We start from the raw sequence: 23,212 nt of genomic DNA, 5'->3' as shown, positions 1-23,212 counted from the left end.
GCGGCTCACGGGTCCGGACGCGGCCGGGGTCACCAGTGGGGCGGGCGCTCCCGGAGGAGGAAGTCTCCCAGATCGTCCTGGGGATCCCCCCAGACCTCGGGCCTGTCCGCCCCGGCCAGCGCGCGCAGGGTCGAGGAGGCAGCCCCTGGCGCTGATCGGGCCCCCGGCGTTGATGGGGCCCCCGGAACACTCCCGGCGGCGGGCCCCAGAGTGGGCTTGGCGGGCAGCGGTGGCGCGGGAGCCGGCCAGCGCCCCTGGTCGGCGGTCTGCGAGCCAACCGGGCCCGCTGGAGAATGCGCCCGGCGCCGGGGCCTGCGGGTCATTCCCCCGGGGCCTCTCGCGCGGCGCCCGCGGAGGCCACGGAATCCGGGTTCTCCTCGCCCTCCGCCGTCTGCTCCTGCTCCGCGGCGATGGGTGTCGGAGCGGCCGCCGGGGCGGACCCCGAGGCTGCCATGACGCGATCCGCCGCGGCGTTCGGATCAGTGAAGACCTCCACGGACCAGGCCGGCACGGGGGCCCATCCGAAGCGTTCGAGGCGCTCGGGGCGCAGGCGCGAGCGCTCACGGACGCCCGTCTGCTGGTACTCCCTCGTGGAGTCGGAAATCACCGCGACGGGCGCGGCGTCCCGAGCCGCGGCCCCCTGCTCAAACACGGCAAGGTCGATCACCCCGTCAACGTGCTCCCGCACGCGGGCACCCCGCGCACGCAGGCGCCGCGAGAGGTCGCTGACGAGCGGGCTGGACTCGCGGTCCTGCCCGGTCCTCGGCTCCGGCGAGGACTCAGCGGCGAGGAACTCGTAGAGGTCAAGTGCCCCGTAGCCCAGCGAGGACGCCTCGACGTCAGACGGCCTGAAGCACGAGAGCACGTGGAGCGCCACCCGGGCGCGCGTCATGGCCACGTTGAACAGCTCGCGGCCGCCTGCCTCGGACAGGGGGCCAAACGACGTGGCCGGGCGCCCGTCCGAGGAGCGTCCGAAGCCGATGGAGAACACGACGTGGTCCCGCACGTGGCCCGCGGCGCGCTCGAGGGGCAGGATGAGGAACGGCTCGGAGCCGGAGCGGAAGAAGCTCGCCGCCCACGGCTCATGGGCCATGCGAACGCGCACAGCCTCGGCGACGCGCGCCGCATGCCGCTTGCTCGCCGTGACAATCGCGAGGGAGCGATCCGGCGTGCTGCGGATGTGGTCGAAGACGAGGTCCACGCACCGGTCGACCTCGGCCTGGACCGACTCGATCTCCACAGTCCGGGCCGTCTGCGGGCCGACACCCCCAGCGAGGTACTCGACCCGCACGCGGCGCAGGCCCGCGGCCAGGGCATCCCCGCTCGGGAGCACCTCAACCTGGTCCCCGTAGAACTCGTGGCTGATCCGCGCGGCGAGAGTCGAGTCCACGCATCGGTACAGGTGTTCCAGGGCCATGGTCGGGCGCACCTCGGAGAGCGCCTGGTAGAGGCTGACGGGCGCCTCGGAGGCGCTGTCGTGGGCTGCCTCCGCGGTGCTCCCGTCCGCGCTCGCCGCGGCGGTGAAGCTGCGGGGCCCGGGGAGCATAGGATCGCCGAACGCCACGACCTGCGGCGCACGGGCCAGCGCGCCGAGCGCGTGCGCCACATTGAGGGCATGAGCGTCGAGGACGATGACAGCGTCTGCAGTGAAGTCGTCCCCGAGGATCATCGGCAGCGTGTGGACAGAGCCCAGCCAGACGGGGTGGACATGAGTGACGAGCTCCGCGTCCTCAGCCCCGAGGTTGCGCACAGTCACCTCCCCGTCGAGGAGGAGCGCCCGCAAGGAGGCGCCTGCCGCGCGGCGGCGCTCGACCGACCGGCGCCAGCGCTCGCCGACAGCCTCGATGAGCCGACCGGGTCCGCTCGCAATGTGGGCCCGGTCCGCAGAGCGGTACTCCGACTCGAGGGTGAAGAGGGCCTCCGCGTCGAAGCTCGTCAAGTGCGGGTCGCGCTCGATGATCTGCTCCAGCACCGAGCTCCACCAGGACAGCTCAAGCTCGGGGCCGACCTCGTCTGCCGTGAGCTCCCGCTCCCCCATGTCGTCGAGCAGGGGGTTGAGCCCGAGGCCCAAGAGATAGTCGGAGAGGTGCGTCCGCTCCGGCAGGGTCGAAAGCGCGGAGCGGCCCTCGACGAGACGCTCGGTCTCCCGACGAATGTCCTCAATGGGCGCTTGCCCCGGCCGCTGTGGGAACGCCGTCCCGCGAGCGTGGACCGCGAGGGCCGTCGCATCACGGTGGATCCGCTCAACCATGCGGCTCAGCTCCGCCACGCCGCCCGTCTGAGAGGGGAGGTGGCCCGGAATCGCGTATCGCTTCCAGGCGTCGTACTGCTCGTTGACGAGGCTGAGTGCCTCGTTGAGGTCGTCGATGAAGACGTCCTTCTTGATGAGCTCCTTGGCCACACGGCGGAGCCGGGACCGCGTGAAGGTTCCCATCTGGATGCCGTGCTGCCGGCGCCACGCCCCCGTGGACGTCGCAGCCAGGAGATCCTCGACGCCCCGATCAAAGATGTCCGGCTCGAAGCGCGCCAAGGATGCGTCGAGAGACTCGATGATCCGCAGCTGTTCGCGCCACTCCTCGAGCGTGCGCCCGGGCCGCATGCCGGCACTCTGTGCCGCCGCCTCCATGCGCTCGGCGAGGGTGCCGAGGAAGCCGTGAATGTGCGTCGCCTGGGAGAGCGCCTCCAGTGTCGCCTCGGAGCTCGTCATGTGGGCCCCGTGCCACGGGTTGGCCCGCATCTCGGCACTGAGGCCGCCGAGCTCGGCGAAGCGGCGCAAGCGCGCCGTCGGCGTCGTTCGATCCGTCAGACGCAAAAGAACAGGCTCGGGCAGGCGAACGCTCGTCGTCGGCGCGTTCGCACCACTTGTCAGGGCCGCGAGCGCCTGCATGGCGTCGTGCACGGAGACGCCCCACTGCGGCCGCTCGTCGTGAAGTGCCCGCACGTTCTCCGCAAGGAGCTCGCGGCGGCGCGCGACGAGGCGCTGAAGGTCGGCGAGGTCGAGCTTCTCGGCGCGCTCGTTGCGCGCCACAGCGGCGATGGCGTGCCGACGGACGTCCTGCGGGTCCGCATCCGCGTCGACGAGGCGGGTCATCGTGCCGAGCCCCAGCTCACTCAACGTGTCCTCGAACTGCTTGACGGCGCTGCGACGCTCCGCCACAACGACGACCCGGCGGCCGCGGTACGCGAGGCGGGCCGCGACGTTGACCGCGGTCTGGGTCTGACCCGTTCCCGGAGGCGCCGAGACAACGAAGGACTCACCCGCCTCTGCCCGATCCACGACAGCGTGCTGCGAGGCGTCCGCGTCGAGGACGAGGAACTCCTCGCTCGGGTGCAGGTCATCGGGACTCGGCGGCGCCGGCGAGGCGAAACGGGGCTCGCCAGCCTCCGGGTCCCGGGGCGCGGCGAGGTCGCGGATCACGGGGTGATGAGCGGTGACCCGCGGGTCGTCCAACGGATCCACCATGCGCACGAACGTCGCAACGAAGACCTGCTGGACCACCTGGGCGTCGCGCAGGCCCTCGGTCGCGTGACGGATCGCGTCCAAGACGGGAAGCGGGTTCAGACGTGCAGTCGCGTATGCGCTGCGCTCGATCGACGCGGCGTCCAGCTCAATCCCGTGATCCTGCGACAAGTGCCGCAAGAGCAGCGGGTTCAGGCGTGCGGGACCGGCAATCTGCACCTCGTACTCGTTGTGACTCGGGTGGATCGTCAACCGGATCGGCGAGAGCAGGATGGGCGCCGCAATGGGCGTCGACTGCCCGTCCGCCCCCGTGAAGCGCCAGTAGGCCATGCCCGTGGCCAGGAAGCCCGCGTCAATGCCGCGCTCCTGGCCAACGTCGAAGATCCGCGACCTGATCCCGCGGCCCGCGCGCATGGCCTCCGCGAGCGTCTCCTTGTCCCGCAGCATCGTCGAGAGCCGCGTCTTCCTGCCAGAGAGCAACTGTGTCAGACCCGACGGATGTGCAGCCGTCAGGTCGATCGCCGTGCGAGACGTCGGCCTGAACCGCAAAAGGTCCGCCGCGGTGAGCCCCCCGTCTCCGCGCGTGAGCGAGCGAAGCCACCGCTTCACCTGAACCTGCTGGGCGTCGGAGGGGCTCTGCTCGGGGCTGGAGGGCCGTGGGTCAGTCACTGCGTGTCAGTCTTCCTGCCAGGATGTCGGGGATACGGAAACGGGGAGGGCTACTCCCACTCGATGGTTCCCGGCGGCTTGCTCGTCACGTCGAGGACAACGCGATTGACACCGTCCACCTCGTTCGTGATGCGGTTCGAGATCCGGGCGAGGAGTTCGAACGGCAGGCGGGACCAGTCCGCCGTCATGGCGTCCTCGCTCGAGACCGGGCGCAGGACGATCGGGTGCCCGTACGTGCGCCCGTCGCCCTGGACGCCCACACTGCGGACGTCCGCAAGGAGGACCACGGGCATCTGCCAGACCTCGTCGTCAAGGCCGGCCGCCGTGAGCTCGGCCCGAGCGATGGCGTCCGCCTTGCGCAGGAGGTCCAGGCGCTCGCCCGTCACCTCGCCGACGATGCGGATGCCGAGGCCCGGGCCCGGGAACGGCTGGCGGCCGACAATCTCCGGCGGCAGACCGAGCTCGGCGCCCACGGCGCGGACCTCGTCCTTGAAGAGAGCCCTGAGGGGCTCCACGAGCTCGAACTTGAGGTCCTCGGGAAGGCCGCCGACATTGTGGTGGCTCTTGATGTTCGCAGCACCCTCACCCCCACCGGACTCCACGACATCCGGGTACAGGGTGCCCTGGACGAGGAACCGGATGGTCTCGCCCTCGGCCGCGGCCTGGGCGATGATCTGGCGCTCAGCTTCCTCGAACGCGCGGATGAACTCCCGGCCGATGATCTTGCGCTTCTGCTCCGGATCCGTGACGCCGGCCAGGGCCGAGAGGAAGCGCTCCTGCTCGTTGGCCACGTACAAGTTGACGCCCGTCGCCGCGACGAAGTCGCGCTCCACCTGCTCGGCCTCCCCCTCGCGGAGCAGGCCGTGGTCGACGAACACACACGTCAGCTGGTCTCCCACAGCGCGCTGGACGAGGGCGGCTGCAACGGCGGAGTCAACGCCGCCGGACAGGCCGCAGATGACCCGGGAGTCGCCGATCTGCTCGCGGATGCGCGAGACCTGCTCGTCGAGAATGCCTCGCGTGCTCCAGTCCCGGCGGACGCCCGCGAGGTCGAGGAAGTTCTCGATGACGCGCTGGCCATGCGCCGAGTGCTTGACCTCGGGGTGCCACTGGACGCCGTACAGGCGGCGCTCCTCGTTGGCGAAAGCGGCCACCGGGGCGCCAGCCGTCGTCGCGAGAGTCTCAAAGCCCTCCGGCGCGGAGTGGACCGAGTCACCGTGGCTCATCCACGTGCTCTGGACCTCCGGGATGCCGTTGAGGATGGAGCGGGCGCCGCCCTCGGCGCGCGTCTCGGTGGCGCCGTACTCGCGCAGACCCGTCTGGGCCACGGTGCCGCCCATCGCGTTGGCCATGGCCTGGAATCCGTAGCAGATGCCCAGGACGGGCACGCCCTGCTCGAAGAGGTCGGCACCGACGCGGGGAGCGCCGTCCGCGTACACGCTGGACGGCCCGCCGGAGAGGATGATCGCGGCCGGGTCCTTGGCCAGGATCTCCTCTGTGGAGAGCGTGTGCGGCACGATCTCCGAGTAGGCGTCCGCTTCGCGGACACGACGGGCGATGAGCTGGGCGTACTGAGCGCCGTAGTCGACGACGAGCACAGGCCTGTGAGCGGAGTTGGCCTCCGGAATCGAGGCGTCGTCTCCGGGGCCCAGCGCGGGCTCTGATGTGGGGCGAGAGTCTGAAGTCACCCCTCAACCATAGTCGCCCCGGGCCACCTCGCGCAGGTCCGCTCGTCAGGCCGCGTAGCGGGGGCCGCTCTCCTCAATGGACTCGAGCTGGAGCTCAACCTCACGGTGAACGCGCCGCTCAAGGATGAAGGACAGGAACGGGATGACGCCGCCGAGCGCGATGAGGAGGAACTTGCCCAGGCTCCAGCGGAGCTTGCTGAAGAGGTTGAAGTCAGCGAAAAGGTACACCAGGTACAGCCAGCCGTGAATGATGAGCACGGTTCGGGACAGGTTGATCCCGCCGGCGATGAGCTCGTAGTGGAAGCCCCACTTCGCGATCATCTCGATGCACAGGAGCAGGAGGAACACACCGGTCAGGTTCGCGCTGATGCGGAAGAACGTCAGGGCGCTGCGGATTTGGCCCGCGGTGGCACGAAGCGGGCGCGGGCGCCGGGGGGCCGGGGAAGTTGAAGTCATGCTGTCGGTCCTTCGGTGTTGTCGGGGCGGGGTGCCTCTGGCTGGGCGGCGTCCAGCTCGTCAAGGTGCCTGTTCCGCGCCTCCTGGAGAAGCCGGAACCACACGAAGAACGCCACCCCGGCGAATGCCATCCACTCCAGCGCGTAGAAGACGTTGAGCCAGCTGATCGCGGTCGTCTGCGGCTGGGCGCCCACCACCACGCGCTCAAGGCCCTCAGGCGGCGGGTCGGGCACGGATGCGTTGGAGACGATGAAGGCGTCGTACGCAGGCGCATCCCAGAGGTTGGCGAGCTCGGACGGCGCGAGGGACTCGACGGCCTCCTCCCGCGGCTCCTTGGCCGGCCCAGCAACGGGGGCCTCGGGCGGCAGGAGACGGCCGACGACGGTGACCTCGCCGGAGGGCACGCCGCCGGGAATCTCGGGTTCCTGGGTCCATCCGCGGACCACCGGAATGACGTGGTCCCCGCCGGAGACGCGCAGAGGCGCCACAACCCACCACCCCGGCGTGCCGGACTGGAGGCGGTGGGCGACGAGGACCTGCTTGTCTGCGTCGAACACGCCCTTCGCCTCGACAATGTGGTCGACCTGGGAGCCGAGAAGCTCCCGCCCCGGCTTGAAGACGCTGGACAGGGGCTTGACCTGGTCCGTGACCGAGGCCGGCGGGGGCGGGGCCGAGTGGGAGCGGGACCACTGCCACTTGGCGAGGAAGCCGAACGAGGCGGCGACGACCACCGCCAGGAGGAACCCGGCGATCCAGCGCGGCGTCAGCGCGAGCTCACGAAGGCTCGGGACCTCTACTGCAGGGCTGCCCTGCATGTCGGGGTCCTCGCGGCGGCGGCCGTCTCCGTTGTGGGGCATGGGTGTCAGCGCAGCTCCTGCGGGGAGACGACGACCTCGCACCGCTGGAACTCCTTGATGTCCGAGTAGCCGGTCGTCGCCATCGAGCGGCGAAGCGCACCCAGGATGTTGCTCGTGCCGTCGGCGGTGTCGGCAGGGCCGAAGAGCAGGCGCTCGAGGGGCGCCACCGTGCCGACGTGCTTGTGGTCACCGCGCGGCAGCTCCGGGTGGTGGGCCTCGGGCCCCCAGTGGTAACCCTGGCCGGGTGCCTCCTCCGCGCGGGCCAGGGCTGTGCCAAGCATGACGGCGTCGGCGCCCATGGCGATGGCCTTGGCGACATCGCCGCTCGAGCCCAGCCCGCCGTCGGCGATGACATGCACGTACCGACCGCCGGACTCATCGAGGTAGTCGGTGCGAGCGGCAGCGACATCGGCGATCGCCGTGGCCATCGGCGCCTGAATGCCGAGGGCGCGCCTCGTGGTGGAGCTCGCTCCCCCGCCGAAGCCGACGAGGACGCCTGCGGCTCCCGTGCGCATGAGGTGGAGGGCCGGCGTGTAGCCGGCGGCCCCGCCCACAATGACCGGCACGTCGAGCTCGTAGATGAACTGCTTGAGGTTGAGCGGCTCAGCGTCGCGGGAGACGTGCTCTGCGGAGACGGTCGTCCCGCGGATGACGAAGATGTCGACGCCGGCGTCCAGCACTGTCTTCGAGAACTCTTGCGTCCGCTGGGGGGTGAGGGAGCCGGCCACGGTCACCCCGGCCTCCCGCATCTCGGCGAGCCGCGCCGTCATGAGCTCAGCCTGGATGGGGGCCGCGTAGATCTCCTGCATGCGCTTGGTCGAGTTGACCCCGTCCGCCTCGAGGGCGGCGATCTCGTCCAGAAGGGGCAGCGGGTCCTCGTACCGGGTCCACAGGCCCTCAAGGTTGAGGACGCCGAGTCCGCCGAGTCGCCCGAGGGCGATCGCGGTGGCCGGGCTCATCACGGAGTCCATGGGCGCGCCGACGACCGGCATGTCGAACGTGTAGGCGTCGATCTGCCACTGGATGGAGACGTCGTGAGGCGTCCGTGTCCTCCTGGACGGGACGACTGCGACGTCGTCGAGGGAATAGGCGCGGCGTCCGCGCTTGTTGCGGCCGATTTCAATCTCGCTCACGGGAAAGGCTTTCTGCTCGGGTCAGGGGCCGGACGGACTGGGGCGCGCGGGGCGCCCCAGTCCCGATCAGCGGGACTTGTAGTTGGGGGCCTCGACGGTCATCATGATGTCGTGCGGGTGGGACTCCTTGAGCCCCGCCGAGGTGATGCGCACGAACTTTCCGCGGGCCTTGAGCTCGTCGATCGTCGGCGCGCCCACGTAGAACATCGTTTGGCGGAGGCCGCCCGAGAGCTGGTGGACCACAGCCGAGAGCGGGCCACGGTAGGGAACCTGGCCCTCGATTCCCTCAGGGATGAGCTTCTCGTCGCTCGGCACGTCCGCCTGGAAATAGCGGTCCTTCGAGTACGAGGTGTTCTTGCCGCGCGTCTGCATGGCGCCGAGAGAGCCCATGCCCCGGTACGCCTTGAACTGCTTGCCGTTCATGAAGACGAGGTCCCCCGGGGACTCGGCCGCGCCCGCGAGGAGCGAGCCGAGCATGACGGTGTCCGCGCCGGCCACGAGGGCCTTGCCGATGTCGCCGGAGTACTGGAGGCCGCCGTCGGCGATGACGGGCACGCCGGCCGGACGCGCGGCCTTGGAGGCCTCGTAGATGGCCGTGATCTGGGGGACGCCGACGCCGGCGACGACACGCGTGGTGCAGATGGAGCCCGGGCCGACACCGACCTTGACAGCATCCGCGCCCGCGTCGATGATCGCCTGCGCGCCGGCCTGCGTGGCAGCCTGACCGCCGATGACGTCGACGTGAGCGGCCGCGGGGTCCTTCTTCAGGCGCGCAATCATCTCGAGCACGCCGTTGCTGTGGCCGTTGGCCGTGTCGACCACGAGAACGTCCACGCCGGCCTCCACGAGGCTCATGGCGCGGTCGTAGCCGTCGCCGAAGAAGCCGATGGCGGCGCCCACCCGGAGGCGGCCTTCGTCGTCCTTCGTGGCCTGCGGGTAGCGGTCGGCCTTGTCGAAGTCCTTGACCGTGATGAGGCCCTGGAGGCGGCCGGACTCGTCAATGAGCGGGAGCTTCTCAATGCGGTGGCGTGCGAAGAGGCTGAGCGTCTCCTCCTTCGTGATGCCGGGGTGGCCGGTCACGAGCGGCATCTTCGTCATGACGTCCTTGACGAGCGTCGAGTCGAAGGCGGCGTCCTCGATGAAGCGCGTGTCGCGGTTCGTGATGATGCCGAGGAGCACCCCGTCCTCGTCCACGACGGGCAGGCCCGAGACTCGGTAGTTGGCGCAGAGGTCGTCGAGCTCGCGGAGCGTCGCGTTGGGCCCCACCGTCACGGGGTTGGAGATCATCCCGGACTCGGAGCGCTTGACGCGGTCCACGTGCTCGGCCTGGTCCTGGATGGAGAGGTTGCGGTGAATGATGCCGATTCCGCCGAGGCGCGCCATGGCGATGGCCATGCGGGACTCCGTGACGGTGTCCATCGCGGCAGACAGGAGCGGCGTCTCGACACGGATCCGCTTGGTCAGCTGGGAGGAGGTGTCCGCCTCTGACGGGATGACGTCCGTGGGCCCGGGGAGCAGCAGGACGTCGTCGTAGGTCAGACCAACAAAGCCGAAGGGGTCATTTTCAGTCACTTGGTACACGCACTCTTTCCATCGACGGACGCTCGTTCCCATGCGCGCGGCAGGGACTCCTAGTCTATGCCGTCGCGCCGAGTGCGCTCCCTACTTCTCAGCCTCCAGCTGAGCCTCCATGGCCCGCGTGAACGCGGGCGCCATCGAACTCGCATAGGTCTTCGTCAGGTGATGCGAGTCGAGGTAGACGATGACGTTGCCCACGACGGCGGGGCACTCCGTGGGCGTGCAGATCGCGTCGGTGAGGTCGATCGTCGTGACGCCCGGGACGTCCTTGAGCCTGCTGAGGGCCGAGTCGGCCGCGATGTGTTTCGCTCGCGGCGCAGTGCACGCGCTCGGATCGTCCGGATTGTCCTGGATGCACCTCACCGGGGGCACGGAGAAGCGGGGGTTGTCCCGGATGGCGATGACCTGGGTCCCCTCCGCGGCGATCTCCCGCAGGACCTCGACGAGGGCGTCGGAGACGATCTCATTCGGGGAGTCCGCCACCGCCTCGGTCCCGATCGTGACGACATAGGCGGGCTTGACCTGGCGAATGTACTTCCGCACCTCCTCGTTGTAGACGCGGCAGTCCTCCGTGTCCTTGCCTGTCGAGGGCGCCACTCGGCATCCGCCCAGAATCGTGTCCGTCACCCGGTAGCCCCGGTCCGTGAAATAGGGCACGACGACGGGCATGATCTGCTCCGCGTGCGAGTCTCCGACGATGAGCACTTCCCCCTTGGACGGGCTCTGATCGGCGGCCATGGTCGTGCGGCAGCGGTTCTTGATCCGCTCGAAGTCCGTCTTGGGGACGTGGTCCCCCGCGCAGGCGAAGGGCAGGGACGCGAACTGGCCGGGCATGACGGACATGGCGGGCTTGAGCGGCGTGCCGTCCGGAACCTCGTCGACGTACCCCTCGAGGAGCGCTGCGGCGCCCGGGTGGGACGCGTCGATGGCCACCGTCTCCTGGGAGTCCGCCTTGAGCTGGCTGGCCCACAGCGTGGAGGGCAGCACCGCGGCGGCGAGGAGGCCCGCCACGACGAGGCCGGCCACGACAGGCCGGCGCTCCGGCGCACCCCATGCCCGAAGCGGACGCTCGACGAGGCGCGTCGTCAGCCATGCGAGCACGAGCGAGACGAGGATGATGAAGAGCCCCGCCCTCGGCGAGACGTGGTCGTATCCCTTGACGACGAGCCACGTGATCATGACGGGCCAGTGCCACAAGTACATCGCGTAGGAGTAGTCGCCCAGGGCCTTGACGGGGGGAAGGGTCAGGAGCCAGTCCACGGACCCCGGGACCCGCGTGCGGCCAGCCACGATGATCGCGCTCGCCGCGAGGACCGGCCAGAGGGCCACGATCCCGGGGAACGTGCCGTTGACGTCGACGAGGAAGCCGCACGAGAGCATCGCCACGAGCCCGGCCCATCCCAGCGCGAAGCGCGCCCCGAGGGGCAGGCGGAGACGGTCGACGACGATGGCCAGCATGCCGCCGAACGCGAACTCGTAGAGCCGCGCCCCCGTGTCGAAATAGGCCCACCCCTGCGCGGTCGCCGTCCGGTAGATCGAGTATCCGAGGGACACGACGAAGATCGCGGCCATGACCCAGAAGAGAGCCCTCGAGGGCTTGCGCATGCGCCCGCGCGCCCACAAGCCCACGGCGAGGGCGAGGATCGGCCACAGGAGGAAGACCTGGCCCTGGACGGAGAGGGACCAGAAGTGCTGGAGGGGGCTCGCAAGCGAGTGGTCCGCTGCGTAATAGTCCACGGACTGGGCCGCGAGGAGCCAGTTCTGCCAGTAGGTCGCGCTGGCGAGGCCCTGCTGCGCGACCTCCTGCCAGCGGTCGGCCGGGAAGACCCAGCGCACCGTGACGAGGACGGCCAGAATGACCACGACGGCGGCCGGGAGCAGGCGGCGGAACTGGCGCGACCACCGCCGGAAGGGGTTGAGGGACCCGCCGGAGTCGAGGGCCCGCGCAAGCGACCCGGTCAGGAAGAACGCCGAGATCATGAGGAAGATGTCGACGCCGCCCGAGACCCGCCCGAACCAGATGTGATAGCAGACGACCATGAGCAGGGCCACCGCGCGGAGGCCCTGGACCTCGTGTCGGTAGGTCGGCGCGGTGGGCCGGGCTGCTCGCCGGGCCGCGGCGGCGCGGGTCGCCCCGTTCTCCCTGGAGCCAGACGGGCGGAAGCGTCCCCGAGAGGCGGGTGGCTCAGTGGAGGCGCGTCTGGGCATGGTCGAGGCCTTTCTTCAACGGACGTGGAAGTGGACCAAAACCCGCTTGGACCCCTAACTTTCAAATGCTAATGACACGGGGACCCGACGTCCAACGGCTCGCAGAGAACCGCCCCGCCGCTGCCCGCCCGACGGGCAGAAAAAAATCGCCGTCCCGGCGGCCTCTCGGCCACCGGGACGGCGATCAACGCGCTAGCGTCAGTGGGCGTGGCCGTGGCCGGCCTCGTCCTCCGCCGGCTTGTCGACGACGAGGGTCTCCGTCGTCAGGACGAGCGAGGCGATGGACGCCGCGTTGCGAAGCGCGGAGCGGGTCACCTTGACCGGGTCGATGACGCCGGCTGCGATGAGGTCGCCGTACTCGCCCGTGGCGGCGTTGTAGCCGTGGCCGAGCGGGAGCTCAGCGACGCGGTGCGCGACGACGTACCCGTCCTCGCCCGCGTTCTGGGCGATCCAGCGCAGCGGCTGGACGAGTGCACGGCGAACGAGGTCGACGGCGGTGGCCGCGTCGCCCGTCAGGGCCTTGACGTCGTCGCTCTCATCGAGGGCCTTGAGCGCCTGGACGAGCGCGGAGCCGCCGCCCTGCACGATGCCCTCGTCGAGCGCCGCGCGGGTCGAGGAGACGGCGTCCTCGATGCGGTGCTTCTTCTCCTTGAGCTCCACCTCGGTGGCAGCGCCGACCTTGATGACACCGATGCCGCCCGAGAGCTTCGCGAGGCGCTCCTGGAGCTTCTCGCGGTCCCAGTCGGAATCGCTGCGCTCGTACTCGGCACGGAGCTGCTTGACGCGATCCTGCACGTCGGAGGCATCGCCCGCGCCGTCCACGATGGTCGTGGAGTCCTTCGTCACCGTGACGCGGCGAGCCGTGCCGAGGACCTCGAGGCCCACCTGGTCCAGCTTGAGGCCGAGGTCCGGGGAGACGACCTGCGCACCCGTGAGGGTGGCGATGTCCTGCATCATCTGCTTGCGGCGGTCGCCGAAGCCCGGGGCCTTGACGGCGACGGCGTTGAGCGTGCCGCGGAGCTTGTTGACGACGAGCGTCGAGAGGGCCTCGCCCTCCACGTCCTCGGCGATGATGAGCAGCGGCTTCTTCTCCTGGAGGACCTTCTCCAGCAGCGGGAGGAACTCCTGAACCGTGGAGATCTTCCCGGAGTTCACGAGGATCAGGGCATCCTCGAGGACGGCCTCCTGGCGCTCCGCGTCCGTGACGAAGTGCGGGGACAGGTAGCCCTTGTCGAACTGCATGCCCTCGGTGACGACGAGCTCGGTGTTCGTCGAGGAGGACTCCTCGATGGTGATGACGCCGTCCTTGCCGACCTTCTCGAAGGCGGAGGCGAGGAGCTCACCGACCTCCTGGCTCTGGGCGGAGATGGCGCCGACGTGCGCCACCTGCTCGTGCCCCTGGACCTCGACGGCGTTGGCGAGGAGGCGCTCGGACACCGCGTCGACGGCGACCTCGATGCCGCGGCGGAGCTCGGAGGGCGCGGCGCCGGCGGCCACGTTGCGCAGCCCCTCGGTGAGGAGGGCCTGGGCGAGGACCGTGGCGGTGGTCGTGCCGTCGCCCGCGACGTCGTTGGTCTTCGTGGCGACTTCCTTGGCGAGCTGCGCGCCGAGGTTCTCGTACGGGTCCTCGAGCTCGATCTCGCGGGCGATGGTCACGCCGTCGTTCGTGATCGTGGGCGAGCCCCACTGCTTGCCGAGGACGACGTTGCGGCCGCGGGGGCCGAGGGTCACCTTGACGGTGTTGGCGAGCTTGTCGACGCCCGCCAGGAGGGCGCGGCGAGCGTCCTCGTGAAATTCCAGCTGCTTGGCCATGTGGCTTCTCCTAGTGTCAGTCGTGACAGACGCGAACCGGCCCCGGCGGTGATGTTCGATCTGCCGCGGGGCCGGTGCGTGGGGTGCTACTTGGTGACGATCGCGAGGACGTCACGAGCGGAGAGCACGAGGTACTCCTCAGCTCCGACCTTGACCTCGGTGCCGCCGTACTTGGAGAAGAGGACGACATCGCCCTCGGAGACGTCAACGGGAATGCGGTTGCCCTTCTCGTCGAAGCGGCCGGCGCCGACGGCGACGACCTCGCCCTCCTGGGGCTTCTCCTTGGCGGTGTCCGGGATCACGAGGCCAGAGGCAGTGGTCTGCTCGGCCTGGAGCGGGCGGACGACGATGCGATCCTCGAGGGGCTTGATAGAGACCGACACTTCGGCTCTCTCCTTTGCTGTCAGCTTCAGAAGTTCAGCGCTCCCCCGGTTCGCGGCCAGTGGTGTTCGCGCGTCGTCGCGGTGCCGCGCGGTGGCCTTGAGGGGCGAGCGTGAGCGCTCGCATGGGGCGCGCGCTCTTCTTGAACTGTAGGACGAGCGTTAGCACTCGGTCAAGACGAGTGCCAGCCGATAGCGTTGAGGTCATGGACCTCCGAGCGCCCGCCCCCGTCCCCTCCGGTCACCTCTCCGCTCTTCGGGCGGCTGAGGCGCTGGGCCCGTCATCGGCCGACGACGCGCTGGCGCACTCGTCGGCCCTTCGCTCCGCCGGGCACTCCCCGGAGGAGACCGCGTGGGCGCTGAGCCAGCGCGCGTTCAGGGCATCCGCGGCCCCGCGCCTCGGGGCCCGTGCTGCGTCGATGCTCTTCACGCGGGCCGGACTCGAGCAGGCCTCCCGGGCCGAGCTCGCGGCCCGCCACGCTCGCCTCGTGGTCGAGGCGGGGGCGCGCAGGGTGGTCGACGCCGGATGCGGGCTCGGCACGGACTCCTTGGCCTTCCTCGACGCGGGCCTGGAGGTCGTCGCCGTGGAGATCGACCCCGAGACGGCTTCGCTGACAGCGTGGAACCTGGCCCAGCACCCCCGCGGCGGCAGCGCCCGCGTCGTCGTCGGGGACGTCGTCGCCCTCATGGAGGCCGGGGCCTTCGAGGATGAGTGGGCGGACTGGTCCGTGTGGTTCGACCCGGCGCGCCGCGAGGGCGGGCCGCAGGGGCGCCGCCGCCGGTTCGATCCAGAGGCGTTCTCCCCGCCGCTGTCGAGGATCGCGCGCCTCGCCGAGCGGTCGTCTGGCCGGGTCATCGCCGCCAAGCTCGGGCCGGCTCTCGACGCCGCGGACGCGCCCCAGGGCTTCGACGTCGACTGGACGACCCACCGCCGGGAGACGAGCGAGGCGCTCATCCTGGGCCCCCGCGAGTCGCCGCGCCTGCGGGCCGTGGTCATCTCCGAGTCGGGCGAGGACGTCCGTGAGCGCCCCCGCGCCACCGAGACTGCCGAGCCTCCCGCCACGGCCCCGAGCATCGAGCCCGGAGACGTCCTGTGGGAGCCGGCCGGGTCTGTGATGAGGGCCGGGCTCGTCGAAGACCTCGCCGTGGAGCTCGACGCGGACCTCCTCGCGCCCGAGATCGCCTACCTCCTCTCGCCGGCCGCGGCCTGGCCCGGAACAGCGCGGCACCCGTTCGCCGCGGCCTACCGCGTCCGCGAGGTCCTTCCCCTGCACACCAAGCGCCTCAAGGCTTGGGTGGCCCGCAACGCGGTGACGGAGCTGACGATCAAGAAGCGCGGGATCGACGCCGACCCGGCCCAGTGGCGCAAGACGCTCCTCGCGGGGTCCAAGCCGGGGCGCAAGCCGCGACGCCCGGCGACGATCGTCCTGACACGGCACGGCGAGAACCGGGTGGCGGTCGTCGTCGAGCCGGAGGCGTAGGGCGAGCGGCCGGCCTCCGCTCAGTCGGCGCGGCGGCCGCGCGTCGGCACCCGCGCCGCAGGGGCCCGCCTGCGGCTGTCAGGCGGAGGAGCCTACTCGCCGCAGCCCGTGCCGACCGGATACGTCCCGACCTTCGTGGGCAGGTGACCGCCGGGCTTGACCGTTCCGAGGAGGATGGCTGAGAGGGCCGCGAACGCCGGCGGCGTGGACGAGTACAGTGCGATCTTGACCTTCGCGGGCGAGGACGCGAGGACCCAGGGCCCGTCCGTGGCCACCGCGATGTCCGCGTCCACGGGCGCGGAGCCGTCCGCCGCGAGCGCGACGCGCCTGCCCCCCGGGCCCACGGTGAGCCCGGCGGCCTTCGCGGCGTCCATGAATCGCTGCTTCTCCTCCGCCGTCCCGGACACGAGCGTCACGGTCTTCGAGGGCAGCAGGCGGCCCGTGCACTGCCCCGTGAGGAGCGTGGCACCGGCCGCGCTGGCGGAGCGCGCCGCGTCCGCCCCGCTCCCCGGCTCCGCAACCCTCATGCGCTGAGCGACGAGAGACTTCTGCCACAGACCGAGGGCGACGACGCGCGTGGCCGCCTCGTCGAGCCGCGACACGGGGATCTTCTTCGCGGCGACGGCGGAGACGATCCCGGAGTGGGCCTCGGCGACGTCCTCCGGCATGAGCAGCAGGTCAGCGCCCGCCGAGAGGGCCTTGACCGCCGCCTCGGAGGCCCCGTACTGCTCGGTGATCGCGCCCATGTTGAGCGCGTCGGTCATGATGACGCCCGTGAACCCCATGGAGCGCAGCTGCCTGTACGCAGGCGCGGACAGGGAGGACGGCACGCCGGCTTGGAGGGCCGGGACCTCGATGTGGCCCATCATCATGACGCTCGCCCCCGCGTCGATGGTCTGCTGGAACGGGACGAAGTCCGTCCTCTTGAGCTCGGCGAGGGACTTCTTCTGCACAGGCAGGCCGACGTGCGAGTCGGTCGTCACGGAGCCGTGACCCGGGAAGTGCTTGACGCTCGTGACGACGCCCGCCTTCGCGGCCCCCTCGATGCTTGCGACGGCCATGCGCGAGACGAGGCCCTGCTCCGAGCCGTAGGAGCGGGCCCCGATCGTCGGGTCGTCCGCTCCGATGGTCATGTCCGCGAGCGTCGCATTGTTGAGGTTGAACCCCAGCCCGCCGAGCTCGGAGTTCATCGCGGCCGCCGCCTTCTCCGTCCGCGTGGTGTCCCCGGCGGCGCCGAAGGTCATGGGCGTGGGCCACTCGGTCAGGGGCGCCCGCAGCCGCGCGACGGCCCCGCCCTCCTGGTCGATCGTGAGGATGCTCCCCCACGGGCGGCTCTTCACCCCGGCCGTGAGCGTGGAGAGGGCAGACCTGAGCTCGTCCAGGTCGGCGGCCCCATCCGCACCCATGGGGATGTTGTCGCCCATGATGATCGTGCCGCCGAGCTTCAGGTCCCGCGCCAGTGCGGCCGCGCGGTTCGGGTCCGTGCCGGCATACTTCTGCACGAGGACGGCACCGGCCTTGTCCGCGGTGCTCATCCCCTGGACGTACTTCTTGGCCGTCTCGTACTGCTCCTCGCTGGGCCCTGCCAGCTTGTCCTCGAGCGGCTCCGGGCGGTCCGAGGCGCTCGGCGAGGCGCTGGCCCTGGCGCTCGCGGAGGGGCTCGCAGAGGGGCTCGCGGCGGGGCCTGTGCTGGGCGTGCTCCCCGTCGTCGTCCCGGAGGAGGACGCGGAGGGCGAGGCCGACGACGACGCCTGCGGCTCGGGTGCGCCGGAACAGCCGGATGCAAGGAGAGCCACGCAGGAGAGCGCGGAAACGGAGGCGGCAAGGCTACGGAGTCTCAGGGTATGGGGCACGCGGCCAGTCTAGCGGCGCGTCCTTAGTATGCTGAGTTGACCTCGTCCGCCCCGGGCCGAGGTCAACGACAGCAGGAGCACCGTGAAGATCGATTTTGCGAAGTCGGCGCAGTCCACCCTGGGTCTCGAGTGGGAGATCGCACTGGTTGACCCGACCACGGGCGACCTGGTCCCCAAGGCACCCGAGGTCCTGGCCGCGGCCATCGCCCGCCAGAAGGGGCTCGCACAGGGTGACGAGCACCCCTTCATCAAGCGGGAGCTCCTTGAGAACACCGTCGAGCTCGTCACGGGCGTCAACTCGACCGTCCCCGAGGCCATCGCGGATCTCGGCGGCTGCCTCGACGAGCTGCGCGCGGTGACGGACGAGCTCGGCGTCGAGCTCTACTGCCAGGGCTCCCACCCGTTCGGCGGGCCCCGCCTGCAGAGCGTCTCGGACAAGGAGCGCTACTCGCGGCTTCTCGACCGCACCCAGTGGTGGGGCCAGCAGATGCTCATCTACGGCGTCCACGTCCACGTCGGGATCGACTCAGTGGACAAGGCCCTGCCCGTCGTCAACACGCTGGCCCGCTACGTCCCGCACTTCCAGGCGCTCACCGCCTCGAGCCCCTACTGGAGCGGCGACGAGACCGGCTACGCATCCCAGCGCGCCCTGATCTTCCAGCAGCTGCCGACGGCGGGCCTGCCCTGGCAGTTCTCGGACTGGTCCGAGTACGAGGGCTACGTTGAGGACATGTTCCGCACGGGCGTCGTCGACGAGCTCAACGAGATCCGGTGGGACATCCGCCCCGTGCCGAACCTCGGGACCGTGGAGATGCGCGTGTGCGACGGGCTCGCGAGCCTCCGCGAGATCGGGGCCATCACCTCCCTGACCCAGTGCCTCGTCCACGAGACGAGCGCCGCCGTCGACGCGGGGGTCGAGGTGCCGCCGCTGCAGCCGTGGCACGTCAAGGAGAACAAGTGGCGCGCGGCCCGCTACGGGCTCGAGGCGATCGTCATCCTCGACCGGGAGGGAACCGAGCGCCTCGTCACCGAGCACCTGGCGGAGGACGTCATCCCTCGTCTGCGCCCCATCGCCGAGTCCCTCGGATGCGCCGAGCAGCTCGAGGACGTCCTCGCGATCATCGAGGCCGGGGCCGGCTACCAGCGCCAGCGCTGGGTCGCCGAGCAGGCCAGCGGGGACCTGACGGCCGTGGTGCTCGACGGCGTCGCGCGCTTGCGCAACAACGAGCTCCCCACGGCGGCCGCAGGACACCCGAAGGCCTAGGCGCACGGGCGCCGCCCCGGGGGTCAGCCCTCTCGGCTGGCCCCCGGCTTCTCGTGCGCGCTCAGGCGGCGGGGATGCTCACACGGGTCACGGGCAGGGACGGGTCCGTCGCAAAGTCCAGCCCCGAGGGCTCCACCCCGTGGGCCACGAGGTGCGCCCCGAGCGCGGCGACCATCGCCCCGTTGTCCGTGCAGAGCCGCAGCGGGGGTACGCGCAGGGTGATCCCTGCGGACTGACACCGCGCCGCGAGCAGCCTCCGCAGCCCAGCGTTGGCGGCGACGCCTCCCCCAAGCAGGAGGGTGTCCAGCCCGTGCTCCTGGCACGCGCGGACCGCCTTCGCCGTGAGCACGTCCGCCACTGCGGTCTGGAAGCTCGCGCAGACGTCCGCCACGGGCACCTCGAGGCCCTCTCGCTCGAAGTGGTCGAGGCTCCTCGAGACGGCTGTCTTGACGCCGGAGAACGAGAAGTCGTGCCTGTGCGGGCCCGGCTCCTCCGCCGTCCCCGTGAACTTCGGCAGCGTGAGCCCCCTCGGGTACCGGATGGCCTTCGGATTCCCCTCCGCGGCCAAGCGGTCGACGACGGGGCCGCCGGGGTATCCCAGTCCGAGCATCCGGGCGACCTTGTCGTAGGCCTCCCCCGCAGCGTCGTCGATGGTTGAGCCGAGCAGCTCGACGTCGTCGGCCAGAGAGCGCACCCGAAGGATCTCGGTGTGCCCCCCGGAGACGAGGAGGGCGCCCAGGCGGTCTGGGAGGCTCCCGCCCTCGAGGACGGCGACGCCCACGTGCGCCACGAGATGGTTGACCCCGTAGAGCGGCTTGTTCGCCGCGAGCGCGAGGGCCTTGGCCGCCGCGACCCCGACCATGAGGGCGCCGTTGAGACCGGGGCCCGCGGTCACGGCGATCGCGTCGACGTCCTCGAGCGTCACGTCCGCCTCCGCGAGCGCCGCCTGGAGGGTGGGCACCATGGCCTCGACGTGGGCGCGGGCCGCGATCTCGGGGATGACGCCCCCGTAGGCGGCGTGAAGGTCCATCGAGCTCGCCACGGCGTTCGCGAGGAGCGTCTGGCCGCGGACGATCCCGATTCCGGTCTCGTCGCACGAGGACTCGATCCCGAGGACGAGGGGCTCGTCGCGTGCGGTCATCGGGGGTCTCCTGTCGGTGTGAGCTTCAGCTGCATGATGAGGGCGTCGCACCCGTCACGGTAGTAGCGCTTGCGGACGTGGATCTGGGAGAAGCCCTCGCTCTCGTAGAGCGCGCGGGCAGGCGCGTTGTCCTCGCGCACCTCGAGGAGGATGTCCTCGGCCCCGCGGGCGCGACTCGCCTCGACGAGCCGTCGGAGCAGCGCGCGCCCGAGCCCGCGCCCCTGGGCCTCGCGGGCGACGCCGATGGTCTGGATGTCCGCGATGGGCGGCACGCACATGATGCCTCCGTACGCGATGATCCGCCCGCCCGCCTCAGCGGCAACATACTCCCGTGTCTCCGGCTGGAGGAGCTCCGCCTCGAAGCCGTCCCGGGGCCAGGCGTCGGCGCCGAAGAGCTGGTCCTCGAGCCCCATGATCTCATCGAGGTCGTCCGTCCGGAGGTGGCGCCACCGGGCGGCTCCGGCAGCTGCGGGCAGGGCGCTCTCCCCCGTCACGCCGTGGCCCGTCCACGCTGCGCTGGCAGCTTGGCGTCCGAGTCGCGGAGGTACTGCACGCCGAGCCTGGGCAGCGCCGCGCCGGCTGCGAGGGCGTGGGCGGCAATGCGCGCCACGCCGGCAGCGGAGGGGCGCGCGGCCTCTCCGAGGTGGCGGCGCGCGGCCGGCAGGGCCTCGTCGAGGGCATCAGCGTAGAGGAGCGCTCCTTCGCCGACGACGCTCATGGCCCCGGGCCAGAGTTCCCGGGCCCGTTCGGCGGCCTGGCGCGCGGCGCCCACGGCAGGGCCTGCCAGGCGGCGGCCCTCCGGCGAGTACAGCGCCCAGTAGATCTCGCGGCGGCGGGCGTCGGTGGCCACAAGCAGGGCCTCGCCCCCGTTCTGCGCGGGCGGTGTCGTCTCGTCCTCGCTCCCGGCGGGGGCGGGGGCGGCGCTGACCACGTCCTCGCGCAGCGCGTCCAGGGAGTCCACCGTGTCGAGGGGCACGCCCCACGCGAAGGCCAGGGCCTCCGCGGCGGCCACGCCCACGCGCAGTCCGGTGAAGGGCCCCGGCCCCATGCCGACGGCCACGCGGGCAGGGCGGCCCCAGCGCTGCGTGAGGCGGCTGACCATGCCGGCGAGCTCCTCGGCGTGCGATGTCGCGTCGCCGCTTTCCTCGGAGGCGAGCACCCCCTCGGGGTCCGCGAGGTCCACGGCGGCGACGCTCGCGCGGGCCGAGGTGTCGATGCCCAGGACGTAGGCGGGGGCGGTGCGGTTCTCAGTCATTCTGGCTCTCCTCGCGCCCTGCTGCCGCCGCGGGGGCGTCGAGCGAGACGGAAATGGTTCGCGGGTCGGCGGCCGCGTCGTCGGACCCGAAGTCAAGGGTCCCGTCCGCCTCAGTCACCGTGTCAGGCGCGCCCGCGCGCCCGATGCGCACCCTCACGGTGCGCGTGCCGAGCCCGGCAGGCAGGTGCTCGCCCCACTCGACGACGGTCACGCTGGAGTGGGCCGTGTCCTCGAGCGCGAGCCCGTCGAGGCCGCCTTCGTCGCCGAGCCGGTAGGCGTCGACGTGGACGAGGTCGGGCCCGCCGGGCCTCGGGCCCTCGGGGTCGTTGGGGTGGACTCGGGCGAGGACGAAGGTCGGAGACGTGACGCGGCCGCTGACCCCGAGCCCCTCGGCGATGCCCTGGGTCAGGGTCGTCTTGCCCGCGCCGAGGTCGCCCGTGAGGACGAGGACGTCGCCGGGCTCCAGGACCTGTCCGAGCCTCGCCCCGAGCGCCCGCATCTCCTCGGCCGTCTCCGCGGCGAAGACCCGCGAGCCGGAGGGCCCCACGAGCGCGCCCAGGCCCTCGGGCTCCGTCCAGACCCGCTCCACGCGCGGGGAGATGCGCGTGACAATCTCGTAGTTGATCGTGCCCGCCGCGGCGGCGACGTCCTCAACCGGCTGCCCTCCCGCTCCGAAGACGACGGCGTCCGCCCCGAGCAGATCCATCGCCGACTCGTCAGCGCCCAGATCCACGATCATCTGGTCCATGGCAATGCGCCCCACCACAGGCTGGTCCACCCCGCCGATCCGCACACGCAGCCCCTCCGCCACGCGCGGAATGCCGTCCGCATACCCGAGCGGCACGAGCCCGAGGTGCGTCGGCGTGGGCGCCGTCCACAGGAGCCCGTACGAGGCGCCGTGACCTTCCTCGACGCGCTTGACGAGGGAGACTCGGGTCGAGAGCGTCATGACCGGCCGGAGCCCGAACTCCTCGGCCGCCCGGTCGCTGAAGGGGCTGAGGCCGTAGAGCCCCAGGCCCACCCTGCACATCTCGTAGCGCAGATCCTCGCGGACGAGGGAAGCGGGCGTGTTGGCCAGGTGCCGCTGCAGGGGGCTCAGCCCATGCCGCCCGGCCGTCTCCACGGCCCGCTCAAAAGCCTGCCGCTGGAGGTCCGTCTCGGGACGGCCGGGCTCGTCGGCCACGGCCAGGTGGCTCATGATGCCGACGACGACGGCGCGGCCGCTCGCCGACAACTCCGCGAGGCGCGCGAAGAACGCGTCCCACGTCTCGGAGACGGCCCCGTTGCGGCCGAGCCCCGTGTCGACGATCGCGTGCAGTCGGGGCGTGCAGCCCGTTGCGCGGGCGGCCTCGAGGATGGCGTCGAGCTCTGAGCCGTTGACACCCAGCTCGATCCCCGCGCGCAGGGCCGCTGCGAAGTCCGTGGCGCTCGTGTGCAGCCAGGCGAGGATGCGCGGCTCGGGGCCAACGGCCTCCCGCAGCTCGAGTGCCTCGCTCACGTGCGCGACCCCGAAGTCCCTGAAGCCGGCCCCCGCGAGCGCGCGCCCGGCGGCCGCTGCCCCGTGCCCGTACGCGTCCGCTTTGAGGACGGTCATGAGGCGGGAGGGGGCGATCCGAGCCGCGATGCTCCGTGCGTTGGAGACGAGCGCGCCGAGGTCCACGGTGGCGGCTCTCTCCGGCAGCATGGTCACGGTCCCGTATGCGTCTCGCATTGCGCTCTTCACTTTCCGTTCGGCCTGGGCTCGGCGGGCCGAGCCCAGGCATCCGACGCCGAGCTCGTGGCCGGGCCTCCCCTGGCCGCGCCCGTGACGTGGACGGCGCTCCGCGCCCGTCTTCGTCGAGTTCAGTTACAATCGTAACTATGAAATCTGCGGCGTAGCGCGCGTTATTTGATCCGTCTACGCACCCCCATGCCGCGGCCCATCCGGTCCCCTCACCCAAGGATGACAAGGCCGCGGACTGTTCATGGTCCCGCACG

16 protein-coding genes are annotated in these 23,212 nt (G+C 71.1%); 2 read left to right on the top strand and 14 right to left on the bottom strand.

Features of this window, described 5'->3' with window-relative positions:
* Positions 1–319: 319 nt before the first annotated feature.
* The 9 genes from J2S35_RS07685 to groES form a co-directional block, all read right to left on the bottom strand.
* A complete protein-coding gene (locus tag J2S35_RS07685) occupies positions 320–4,129 on the bottom strand; it encodes a DUF4011 domain-containing protein (RefSeq protein ID WP_309851811.1) in 3,810 nt (1,269 codons plus the stop codon).
* Between the two features lie 50 nt (positions 4,130–4,179).
* Positions 4,180–5,727 (bottom strand): glutamine-hydrolyzing GMP synthase, encoded by a 1,548-nt coding sequence (gene guaA, locus J2S35_RS07680; RefSeq protein ID WP_309853084.1) that lies wholly within the window; start codon positions 5,725–5,727, stop codon positions 4,180–4,182.
* A gap of 135 nt (positions 5,728–5,862) precedes the next feature.
* Positions 5,863–6,273: a DUF3817 domain-containing protein gene (locus J2S35_RS07675; protein WP_309851809.1), complete on the bottom strand. Its 411-nt coding sequence runs from the start codon at positions 6,271–6,273 to the stop codon at positions 5,863–5,865.
* A complete protein-coding gene (locus J2S35_RS07670) occupies positions 6,270–7,130 on the bottom strand; it encodes an SURF1 family protein (RefSeq protein ID WP_309851806.1) in 861 nt (286 codons plus the stop codon). Before J2S35_RS07670 ends, J2S35_RS07675 begins: the two co-directional genes overlap by 4 nt.
* 5 nt (positions 7,131–7,135) lie before the next feature.
* Positions 7,136–8,263 carry a GuaB3 family IMP dehydrogenase-related protein gene (locus J2S35_RS07665; protein ID WP_309851804.1) on the bottom strand — a complete coding sequence of 376 codons (1,128 nt, stop codon included), beginning with the start codon at positions 8,261–8,263 and terminating at the stop codon, positions 7,136–7,138.
* Positions 8,264–8,329: 66 nt separating this feature from the next.
* A complete protein-coding gene (guaB, locus tag J2S35_RS07660; RefSeq protein WP_309851801.1) occupies positions 8,330–9,877 on the bottom strand; it encodes an IMP dehydrogenase in 1,548 nt (515 codons plus the stop codon).
* Positions 9,878–9,925: 48 nt separating this feature from the next.
* Positions 9,926–12,049, bottom strand: coding sequence for an acyltransferase family protein (locus J2S35_RS07655; protein WP_309851798.1), 2,124 nt, complete (start codon positions 12,047–12,049; stop codon positions 9,926–9,928).
* A gap of 198 nt (positions 12,050–12,247) precedes the next feature.
* Positions 12,248–13,861, bottom strand: coding sequence for a chaperonin GroEL (gene groL, locus J2S35_RS07650; protein WP_309851794.1), 1,614 nt, complete (start codon positions 13,859–13,861; stop codon positions 12,248–12,250).
* A gap of 86 nt (positions 13,862–13,947) precedes the next feature.
* Positions 13,948–14,244, bottom strand: a complete 297-nt coding sequence (gene groES, locus J2S35_RS07645) for a co-chaperone GroES (RefSeq protein ID WP_309851791.1) — start codon at positions 14,242–14,244, stop codon at positions 13,948–13,950.
* Positions 14,245–14,423: 179 nt separating this feature from the next.
* On the opposite strand from groES, the gene J2S35_RS07640 reads away from it, so the two are divergent.
* Positions 14,424–15,722: a class I SAM-dependent methyltransferase gene (locus J2S35_RS07640; RefSeq protein WP_309851788.1), complete on the top strand. Its 1,299-nt coding sequence runs from the start codon at positions 14,424–14,426 to the stop codon at positions 15,720–15,722.
* Between the two features lie 92 nt (positions 15,723–15,814).
* On the opposite strand, the gene J2S35_RS07635 is transcribed toward J2S35_RS07640, so the two are convergent.
* Positions 15,815–17,518 (bottom strand): glycoside hydrolase family 3 N-terminal domain-containing protein, encoded by a 1,704-nt coding sequence (locus J2S35_RS07635; protein WP_309851785.1) that lies wholly within the window; start codon positions 17,516–17,518, stop codon positions 15,815–15,817.
* A 139-nt stretch (positions 17,519–17,657) separates the two neighbouring features.
* Between J2S35_RS07635 and J2S35_RS07630 the strand changes: the two genes are divergently transcribed.
* Positions 17,658–18,839, top strand: coding sequence for a glutamate--cysteine ligase (locus J2S35_RS07630; RefSeq protein ID WP_309851783.1), 1,182 nt, complete (start codon positions 17,658–17,660; stop codon positions 18,837–18,839).
* Positions 18,840–18,900: 61 nt separating this feature from the next.
* On the opposite strand, the gene tsaD is transcribed toward J2S35_RS07630, so the two are convergent.
* The 4 genes from tsaD to alr are packed head-to-tail and all read right to left on the bottom strand — an operon-like array spanning position 18,901 to position 22,946.
* Positions 18,901–19,980, bottom strand: a complete 1,080-nt coding sequence (gene tsaD / locus J2S35_RS07625) for a tRNA (adenosine(37)-N6)-threonylcarbamoyltransferase complex transferase subunit TsaD (protein WP_309851780.1) — start codon at positions 19,978–19,980, stop codon at positions 18,901–18,903.
* Entirely contained in the window at positions 19,977–20,474 is a 498-nt protein-coding gene (rimI, locus tag J2S35_RS07620; protein WP_309851777.1) for a ribosomal protein S18-alanine N-acetyltransferase, read from the bottom strand. The genes tsaD and rimI overlap by 4 nt, the downstream gene beginning before the upstream one ends.
* Positions 20,471–21,235, bottom strand: coding sequence for a tRNA (adenosine(37)-N6)-threonylcarbamoyltransferase complex dimerization subunit type 1 TsaB (tsaB, locus tag J2S35_RS07615; RefSeq protein ID WP_309851774.1), 765 nt, complete (start codon positions 21,233–21,235; stop codon positions 20,471–20,473). The genes rimI and tsaB overlap by 4 nt, the downstream gene beginning before the upstream one ends.
* Positions 21,228–22,946, bottom strand: coding sequence for an alanine racemase (gene alr, locus J2S35_RS07610; RefSeq protein ID WP_309851772.1), 1,719 nt, complete (start codon positions 22,944–22,946; stop codon positions 21,228–21,230). The genes tsaB and alr overlap by 8 nt, the downstream gene beginning before the upstream one ends.
* Between the last annotated feature and the right edge of the window lie 266 nt (positions 22,947–23,212).

This window comes from Falsarthrobacter nasiphocae, from assembly GCF_031456275.1.
In the GTDB taxonomy this organism is placed as follows: Bacteria; Actinomycetota; Actinomycetes; order Actinomycetales; family Micrococcaceae; genus Falsarthrobacter; species Falsarthrobacter nasiphocae.
The sequence above is the reverse complement of the archived record's forward strand: the minus strand, read 5'-3'. Positions and strand labels throughout refer to the sequence as shown.